10 protein-coding genes, 1 tRNA gene and 1 pseudogene are annotated in these 8,876 nt (G+C 53.4%); 3 read left to right on the top strand and 9 right to left on the bottom strand.

The annotated features are described in order from the left end of the window. From tnpB to RJ38_RS15365, 3 genes are all read left to right on the top strand, one after another. Positions 1-341, top strand: a 341-nt coding sequence (tnpB, locus tag RJ38_RS15375; protein ID WP_337588982.1) for an IS66 family insertion sequence element accessory protein TnpB, incomplete at its 5' end; no start/stop codon positions are given. A 65-nt stretch (positions 342-406) separates the two neighbouring features. Then, the gene (gene tnpC / locus RJ38_RS15370) at positions 407-2,011 is read left to right on the top strand and encodes an IS66 family transposase (protein ID WP_039019769.1); all 1,605 of its coding nucleotides are present in this window, start codon (positions 407-409) and stop codon (positions 2,009-2,011) included. After that, complete coding sequence (locus RJ38_RS15365) at positions 2,004-2,273, top strand: hypothetical protein (RefSeq protein ID WP_039018147.1); 270 nt, start codon at positions 2,004-2,006, stop codon at positions 2,271-2,273. Before tnpC ends, RJ38_RS15365 begins: the two co-directional genes overlap by 8 nt. Positions 2,274-2,442: 169 nt before the next feature. On the opposite strand, the gene RJ38_RS15360 is transcribed toward RJ38_RS15365, so the two are convergent. The 9 genes and pseudogenes from RJ38_RS15360 to RJ38_RS15315 form a co-directional block, all read right to left on the bottom strand. Then, positions 2,443-2,718, bottom strand: coding sequence for an IS3 family transposase (locus RJ38_RS15360; protein ID WP_039017620.1), 276 nt, complete (start codon positions 2,716-2,718; stop codon positions 2,443-2,445). 58 nt (positions 2,719-2,776) lie between these two features. Further along, a pseudogene (locus RJ38_RS19300) lies at positions 2,777-2,923 on the bottom strand (IS110 family transposase); the annotation flags it as partial. Positions 2,924-3,121: 198 nt separating this feature from the next. Further along, complete coding sequence (locus tag RJ38_RS15350; protein WP_156121894.1) at positions 3,122-3,709, bottom strand: DUF3885 domain-containing protein; 588 nt, start codon at positions 3,707-3,709, stop codon at positions 3,122-3,124. Between the two features lie 394 nt (positions 3,710-4,103). After that, positions 4,104-4,469, bottom strand: coding sequence for a hypothetical protein (locus RJ38_RS15345; RefSeq protein ID WP_039019767.1), 366 nt, complete (start codon positions 4,467-4,469; stop codon positions 4,104-4,106). A 28-nt stretch (positions 4,470-4,497) separates the two neighbouring features. Further along, complete coding sequence (locus RJ38_RS15340; protein ID WP_052245463.1) at positions 4,498-5,388, bottom strand: metallophosphoesterase; 891 nt, start codon at positions 5,386-5,388, stop codon at positions 4,498-4,500. Positions 5,389-5,397: 9 nt separating this feature from the next. After that, entirely contained in the window at positions 5,398-6,498 is a 1,101-nt protein-coding gene (locus tag RJ38_RS15335) for an AAA family ATPase (protein ID WP_039019771.1), read from the bottom strand. A gap of 312 nt (positions 6,499-6,810) precedes the next feature. Continuing rightward, positions 6,811-6,887: transfer RNA gene (locus RJ38_RS15330), tRNA-Arg, on the bottom strand. Between the two features lie 390 nt (positions 6,888-7,277). After that, positions 7,278-7,886, bottom strand: coding sequence for a hypothetical protein (locus RJ38_RS15320; RefSeq protein WP_039019765.1), 609 nt, complete (start codon positions 7,884-7,886; stop codon positions 7,278-7,280). Positions 7,887-8,011: 125 nt separating this feature from the next. After that, positions 8,012-8,876 (bottom strand): IS3 family transposase (locus RJ38_RS15315; protein ID WP_082005785.1); only part of this gene is annotated, 865 nt, incomplete at its 5' end.

Here is an 8,876-nt window from a genome sequence, read left to right as displayed (position 1 = left end):
GTCAGGCGGTTCGGATCGTGATCGCGACCAAGCCAGTGGACTTCCGTAAAGGACACGATGGCTTGGCGGCACTTGCTGAGCGGGAACTTGGCCTTGACCCGCATTCGGGTGTTATAGTTGTGTTCCGTGCTAAACGCGGCGACCGGATCAAGGTTCTGCTCTGGGACGGATCTGGCTTGGTGCTGTGTTACAAACGGTTGGAACAGGGCAAGTTTGCATGGCCGAAGGTTCAGGATGGAATGATGCGTCTGACCAAGGCGCAATTTGAAGCCTTGTTCGAGGGGTTAGACTGGCGGCGCGTGATGGCGCGACGGACGCGCAGGCCGGGTGCGACAGAGTGAATCGGTGTGCCAGATACGGGGCAGAATACCGTGCAAACATGGGGCCATTCTGGTAGGTACTGCCCATGTTAGACCCGCTCAAAAACCTTGATTTGGATGCCCTTCCTGCGGACGTACGGGCTGCTGTTTTGGTGGTTAGCGAACAGAATGCGGTTCTCACAACACAAGTTGCTGAACTTGAGGCGCTGAACGCGCGGCTGGAGCATTTTGTCAAAGAGCTGAACCATGTGATCTACGGTGCGCGCAGTGAGCAGCTGACTGAGGACGAGCGCCAACTGGCCTTTGAGGACCTTGAGGTTGCTCAGTCAGAGGCAGAAGAACAATCAGGCACCGTCGAAAAGATGACGCCGCGCAAAAAGCGCAAGTCAGTGCAGCGCAACCTTGGGAACCTGCCAGATCACCTGGAACGGATTGAACAGATCATTGAACCTGACAGCATCGTCTGTCCTTGCGGATGTGGCGACATGGTGCGTATCGGCGAAGATCGTACCGAGCGGCTAGAGATTGTCCCTGCACAGCCAAAAGTAATCGTAACCATCCGCCCCAAATACGCCTGCCCAAACAAACAGGGCGGTGTTGTGCAGGCTTTGGCCCCTGTGCATCTGATCGAGGGTGGTTTGCCGACCGAGGGGACACTGGCCCATGTCAGCGTGTCCAAATACGCGGATCACTGCCCGTTGTTCCGTCAGTCGCAGATATACGCAAGATCAGGCCTAAACATTGATCGCTCCACACTGGCCAACTGGATGGGCAAGGTATCCTTCCATCTCGCCCCCGTCGTGGATCACATGTTCAAAGAACTGAAGACCTCAAGCAAGCTGTTTGCAGATGAGACGCGCTGTCCGGTGCTGGACCCCGGGCGCGGCAAGACCAAAACAGGCTACCTTTGGGCCGTTGCCCGTGATGAACGTCCCTTTGGAGGCACAGCCCCACCCGGTGTTGTGTTTTGCTATGCGGACGGGCGTGGCGGCAAACATGCAAGTGAGTTTTTGACGGGCTTTTGCGGCACGCTGCAAGTTGATGGCTATACAGGCTATAACGCCCTGACCAAGCCTGGGCGCAACTCTGGCCCTATCAAACTGGCGTATTGTTGGGCGCATGCGCGTCGTAAACTCAAGGAAGTGCATGACCGCGATGGCTCGCCAATCGCAAAAGAAGGGCTAAAGCGCATTGCCAAGTTCTACAAGATCGAAGATGCAATCCGTGGTCAGGCTGCTGAACAGCGCAAAGCCGCACGCCAAGAACAAACCAAGCCCTTGATGGAGGACTTTGAGGTTTGGCTCAAAACCCAACGTTCCCGCATCTCCGCCAAGTCGCGCCTTGGCGAGAAGCTCAGCTACATTGCCAAATACATGGACGGCCTGAAGCTGTTCCTGGATGATGGCACCGTCGAGATGGACAGCAACGTGGTCGAGCGCGCCATCCGCCCCATTGCCCTGAACCGCAAGAACGCGCTGTTCGCGGGGCATGACGAAGGTGGCAGAACCTGGGCGCGCATCGCGTCCCTCATCGAGACCTGCAAGCTTAACGACGTCGAGCCTTACGCCTACCTCAAGGCAACACTTGAAGCCATCGCCGCAGGACATCCCGCCGCCCGCATCGACGAACTCATGCCCTGGAACTACCCCTTCAACCCAAGAACTGAAAGATTGGCGGCCAACAATGAGTAAACTGAACGAAGCGCAAAACGCCATCGAAGTGCAGGCTGGACAGCTTGTGGCACTTCAAATGCTACTGGAATGCGTGATAGCCGAAGGCATCAGAACAGAGATGCTCGATGAACAGACGATTATCCAAATCCTTGATCACGGCATCCTGACGTTCCAAAATAACCAAAACATGAATGATCGCGAAAGCTTTGGTGCAATCGGCGTACTAACCAGTGCTGCTGATACCATAATACGCGCTAAAGACGCCAAAATACTGCCCTGATACCGCTTACGCTGTTCACGGATGTGAGCCAGGATCACCATATCATCGCGTTGACGCTGGCTCATCGGGCGAACCCGCCACGCGCGAAAACCACGTGATGTGACCCGCATAACTTTGCACAGGAACTCAACTGGCCATTCTTCTTTCCAGGCGTCGATGAACGCAAATCTCACCGGCTTTGGCCTGCAAAGAAGATTGCCGCCTTTTTTAACACTTCCCTCTCCTCGCGCAGCAGACGGACTTCCTTGCGAAGCCGCGTGTTCTCCTTCTCAACGTCTTCATGCGGTCCTGACATCAGGTCATCGTGTTGATGCTGTTGAACCCATTTGTTCAGCGTCGAAAGCCCAACCCCTAAATCTGATGAAAGTTGAGGCCGCGTTAAGCCACTCGTCGTCGCCATGCGCACCGCATCACGCCGAAACTCGTCTGTGTATCTCTTTGCCATTCTCTATCTCCTTCATAGCAAACATTGCTCGAAAGAGACCGGAACTAAACCGCGACAAGACCAAACAGGGTGGGAGTTTCTCAAAGAATGCGAGCAACTGCGCGCGTCGCAAAGCTTGGTTGAAAGCGACTTCGCCGTTCTCAGTCACTCCATGAACTTGAAAGATATTCTTGGCCAAATCGAGGCCGACTGTTGTAACTTGCATTGGGTAGCTCCTCTCATAAGTAGTCAATAACAACCGCAGTATGGCGCATTGCGACGCCGATGGGAGCAGAAGCTATCCACACCATCCGCTTCGGGCTGGGTGCCGTCAAACGCCGAGGCAAAATCTGCGCGATTTCCTGACTGTCAGGGTAAAACGTGTCGCTGCACCGCCGCAAGTCGGCTTCGAGCCCAAAGAAACCTACATCTTGTCGAGTCTCTCGGACATCCAGTTTTGGTACTTTTCTTCGATTGAAACGAGAAATTCGTTCCGTAAACTGAAGATGTCAAAACCACCGTCGTAAGGCGCCAGCAGAGTAGAGGTTGCCGGATCGTACAAAACGAGCCGGTATTCATCTTCCAGAACGCCCGCAAAATACCTATCAAGAGAGGTAGGCTTCCATGCAACTTTCGCCGCCCAGAATTCACGTTGACGCTGGTCAGCTAACTCTTCACTCTCATCAACCCAAGAAAGAACATGCACCATACGCTCCTCTTCAATTAAAGTATTAGTTTCAAGATCAAATTCACCGTATTTTTCAGTAACTAGCCAAAGAGTACTCCGGCTTCCAAAGCACTCTTTGGCTAGTGTGTTTGCTCTAGATAGAACACTCTGCTGTTGCAAATCTGTTTCAGGATATCTTTTCGATTTTGAAAGGGAATGAAATCGTGTCCAGTTCCCAGCCAAATTCTGGCGAAGTACATATCCAAGCGGTGGGTACACGCTGAAGTCGCGCGCCCAACTGCTCACGAATTCATCTGAGGATACTGGAGTTTTTGAGATAGCCATAAATTTTTATTAACCGTTATGCGAATAACCGTAAAGTCCGCACACCGACGTTTTAGCCGACAAAAATGCTGCGCCATGCTCGAATGACTGGTTTGGTGAAGCTGCATTGCAGCGAAATCGAAGCAATGCAAAGGCTGGCTGGTGTCGAATGAGTGACTTTGCAAATGTCACTTTCTGCCCATTGCTGTCCTTGGTGCATGTCGCAGCATATACGCCCCAACCTGTCGGGTCGTGAATGACCGCTATTCGCAAATTTGACCACCATGCGTGCAGGTGCAGCGAAGGTCTGCTTTCCGCCAGAGGTGTCCAAAGGCAAGGGCCGCATTGGGGCTGGGAGCTGTCATAAATGCAGATTTCATCAGGGGCCGCGAAGGCCCCTGAGTTCGCTGAATTATTACACCGCGAACCCTGATCCAGCGCGCAGCAGCAGTTCTGCCACCTCATCTGCACACAGTGGATTTTTCAATATAATTTCCAGCGGTGAACGGTTATGTAAAAGGAGGTGCTTACGCAGAAGAAAGCACCTAGCTGCCTCTTTGTCACCGCCGTAAAGAACGCACGCGTTTTTCAAAATCATTTCAATCGCGTCAAGACGGTCTGCCATCTCGGGCATAGGCTGCGTGCCAGCTTTGTCTTGGCTTTCAAAGGTCGCCTCGGGGACGATCACAGCTATGGCTTTGCAGAGAACTTCGTCAGACAAAATATCCATTTTTTTGGTCTCAGATGTCATATCAGGACCTTGGTTTTCATCGTTAGTCATTTGCTTCCTCCTATAGGGTTTGGATCTGTCACGCATCAGCACGCCGACTTTTCCAGACGCTCATTTCGCGCAGGTAAGAGCGGGGCTGGTTGATCATTTCATCTAGATAGCCGATGGAGATATTACGGATTTCAGTTCCATGGACTTTCGCGCAAATCCTGCGGTGGGAATGGCCAAAGAACCAAACATCGGGGCGGTGTTGTTCGATCATGCAATTCATGTCTGAGTGAAAAGCCGCGGAGAGTGTGTCGATCTCTCCGGCGGCAGCCGGATGCGGGCCATGGTGCGTTACGATCACGGTCTTGCCGTCCTTGCCGCTGGGGTGATCGCAGGCCAGGCTATCATTCAGCCAGGTGCGATGATCCTGATGTACACGCAGCGTTTCTCTTGGTTTCAACCGGCGCTGCTGCCGCATAATCGGGACATCCTCAGTGGGCACATTCGGGTCAGCTGGCGCTCCAATCCGGTCATAATCGGCCATGCTTCGATCGGCTTCACGCATGGCAATGGAGGCCTCGCCGGAGAGGTTAAAATCAGTCCACAATGTGCAGCACAAAACCCGTGTATCACCATGCAGCAGCGCCTGTTTTTGAACAAAATGCGCACCGGCAGTCTCGGCAGCCTGCCTCAAAGCAGGATCATCGCTCAGAAGTCCGCCGTAATAATCGTGGTTTCCGGGCAGTGCATAAATCCGTTCAGGTGGGATGAACTCTGACAGGTACCGGAACACTTTCGCCCAGTTCTCAGCCGGCCCGTTTGTCAGATCGCCGGCGAGGATCAGAGCATCCGCGTTCCAGATGATATCCTGCAGCACCCACATATTAATCGGGCACAGCGCAAAGCGGCGAAAACTGTCATAATGCAGGTCGCCAAGGACCACGATTTCACCGCTTTGGTATGGAATTACCCGATAATTCATTGTGTTACCTCAGTTCAATATTGGGCGGTTGGCAAGGGTCTGGGCGCGGTCCAGCATGCGACTGACAGAGCGCAGGCTCAGGTCTGCATCGTTGGTCAACCCGCGGTCAAAGATCTCCATCAGAGCCGCAATCGCGGGGTCTGGCAAGCTACGACGTTTCCCTTCGATCTCTGCAAATTGCCGCAGTTGCTCCACGGTCAAACCCGGTAGATCCAGGACAACGCACCGGCTTTGAAGAGGCGCTGGCAGGCCCGCACAGCTGTTCGCGGTCATCACCCAATTCGCCCATGACATGTCAAACCTGATCTGGAAAAACGGACACTCCCAGGCCTGCGCTGTCATGCGTTCGAGCAGCGGCAACAACGCATCGGTCAGCGTATGGCGGGACCCATTCGTGGCCGTCACATCCCCCACTTTTTCCACCTCATCGATGATCACAAGTGGCCCGGCGTGCTGTTCCGACAAAACGGTCTGGATCAACTTGCCCGGCGACGCACTGCCCCAACCTTTCTGCGTTCCGACCAGGGAAAAGGATCCCGGCTCTCCCGTGGCTTCGATCATCGTGGTGGGCACCGCCAGGTGATGCGCAAGCCGCCGGGCCCAGTGGCTTTTGCCGATGCCGGGTGGGCCGAGCAGAACCAGCGGATTGAACCGCACGCCCAGCAAGCCATCGCGGGCAGAGGCCCGCAGACCATGCCAGACTTCTTCCGTTGCCCGCGCCATCCATGGCATCTCGGCATGCAAAGCGGCCGCGATCTCATCGGCCTCATGTTCCGTCTCAATCCGCGACACCGGCAAACCGCCGCGCAACGGCGTCAACCGGGCTTTATTTTCAGAGGTCAGATGAGACATGCCGGATTTGTTCGTCAGCCGTTCCAGATAAAGCATCGCCCGCCGCTCAATCTTGAGGCGGTCAGATCTTTCGATCAGTTCGCGCCAGTTGGGAATTTTATGAGGGTTGAGCGTCTCAGCCGTCAGGCTGTCATCTTGCCGCAAAGCCCGCATGGTTCGCAGAAATAACCGCAACCGATCTTCAATGGTGTGAACATTTGGGATCTCGCCGAGAAACCTGATGGGGCTAAAGGGGATCAAAGTGGTGGAACGAGTCAAAACAGAATCCTTTCGAAGCCAGACAAACCTGCCCGGCGCATGGCCACGACCCCGATGGGGGCGGCTGATGGGTATGAAAGGTTCCGGAACCTGTGCCGTGACAAAGAGAGCAACAAGACCCATCTGTCAAATCAGCGGGATACGTCAATGCAGGAAGAAAGCTGTCGCCTAAAGTGAATTATGGTTATAATGTTGTTTTTAAATACAAAAATAAGGCTGAAGCGCTGACCCCAAGATAACCTAAGACCCGTTTGCGCAGACTATTGCTTTCTTTTGCGCAAGCATCTTCTTTTTTTGACAAATTTTTTATAGTGGCGATCCCACGAGGACTCGAACCCCGAACCCTCTGCTTAGAAGGCAGATGCTCTATCCAGTTGAGCTATGGGACCGCGCTTTGACCTACGGGTCGGAGGCTATATCGCCAATTATAGCGCTCAGCGAAAGCAAAAAATTGCGATCTTCGAGGTTGACGGGAGTATTTTTGAACATGCGCAAGCGAAATCAACTCAAATGAGGCAATGCTACTCACCATTTCTAGGAGACGCGAGCGGGGGCTGGACCCAAAGTGTGCTTGCAGCTGCGTACCTGTTTGCAATTCCATTCGAAGAAGACGAGTAACTGGCCAGCTTCGAGAAGGCGATCAGAAGTTGGCTTTCCTGCGTTAGAAGTGCGTTCAGCCAGAACTAAGCGCAATGCAGCCCCAGCCGTGTTTCAGGGCAGGGGCTGCGAAAAGCTTAACGTGCTGTGTGCACCCGGTAATTCCGGATGCACGATCCCGGTTAGGCTAGGAATTCGAAATGATCGTTCTGCTGAGCAGAGTTGAACCAGACGTCTTCTGTTAGGATCTCTGAGCCATCTTTGGTCATGGCGGAGGACTGCATCAGTTCCCGGCCTAACTCATCGTAGCCAGTGTTCATCGTGGTGGAAATCTGAACCACATCATAACTGTCCAAAGATACGAGTTCGCCTTCGTCAACAATCGCGTTGCCATTGTCGATCCAGAATTCAAGACCAGCCAGTTCTTCACCGGTCAGTTGCCCATCATTGTTGCTGTCCAGTTCTGCGAGCTTTTCATATCCATTGCCGTATTGACCGCCCTGATCACCGAACAGACGATTGCCGTCCATATCATTGGCAGCGTTGCCGTCACGGTTGTCTATGAGAATGCCATCACCATCGCCGGCGAACCATTCGATGGTGTCAAGCGTGCCATTGCCATCAATGTCAAAGGACACGGTACGCCCCAAAACATCATCGCCTTCCTTCTGCCAAGATGATGTCACACCAGTTACACCGATCCCGCCGTCACCATTCAAATCAAACGCGATAGGAGAATAGACATGGAAGTAGATTTCCGCAGTGTCTGTATTCCCGTATTGGTCGCGCACGGTGTATTCCCAGTAGTGCGCATTATTGAATTGACTATGCCCGGGAAGCCACCCGTCTACTCGTATTTCGCCGGTAGAAGCATTCAGTGGTCTTGTCCCGCTTACGTTCCGGTCTCTGAACTCATTTATGCGGCCTTTCGCTCAAAAGCCAAGGGACTTTTCCCGCCAAGCGATGAGTGGCGACGGCGCGGGTTATAGAACCCGTTGATATACTGGAAGATCGCGCCTTCAGCCTGACGGCGTGTGTCCCAACGGTTGCGCCAAATCAGCTCAGCCTTAATGGATTTGAAGAACGTCTCGACCATAGAATTATCATAACAATTTCCCTTGCCGCTCATCGAGACCTTGAAACCGTGCTTGGACAAGCGCTTCTGATACTCATTTGAGCAATATTGTGAACCACGATCCGTATGGTGAATGCAATCCTCCGGTGGTTGGCGCAAAGCAACGGCCATATCTAACGCCCGGATTGCCAGATCCTTCTTCATGCGGTTACTGATAGCCCATCCGATGACGCGGCGAGAATACAGGTCAAGGATGACGGCAAGATACAGCCAACCTTCGCTGGTCCAAATGTAGCTGATGTCGCCAGCCCATTTCTGATTGGGGCCAGTCGCTGAGAAATCTTGATCCAACAGATTTGGTGCAATGTTGAACGTGTGGTTGCTGTCCGTTGTCGCCTTGTATTTCTGGGTTCTGATGATCTTGATGCCATTCTCGCCCATCAGACGTCCGACCCTGCGATGGCCCACCGGTAATCCCAATTCTTGCAGTTCCTCGGTCATCCGAGGCCGCCCATAGCTTTGCAGGCTTAAGCGATGCTGTTCACGGATGTGAGCCAGGATCACCATATCATCGCGTTGACGCTGGCTCATCGGGCGAACCCGCCACGCGCGAAAACCACGTGATGTGACCCGCCTAACTTTGCACAGGAACTCAACTGGCCATTCTTCTTTCCAGGCGTCGATGAACGCAAATCTCACCGGCTTT

The organism is Halocynthiibacter namhaensis, from assembly GCF_000812685.1.
Taxonomy (GTDB): Bacteria; Pseudomonadota; Alphaproteobacteria; order Rhodobacterales; family Rhodobacteraceae; genus Halocynthiibacter; species Halocynthiibacter namhaensis.
Note: the sequence above shows the minus strand (reverse complement) of the source record. Positions and strands in the feature narration are given on the sequence as shown.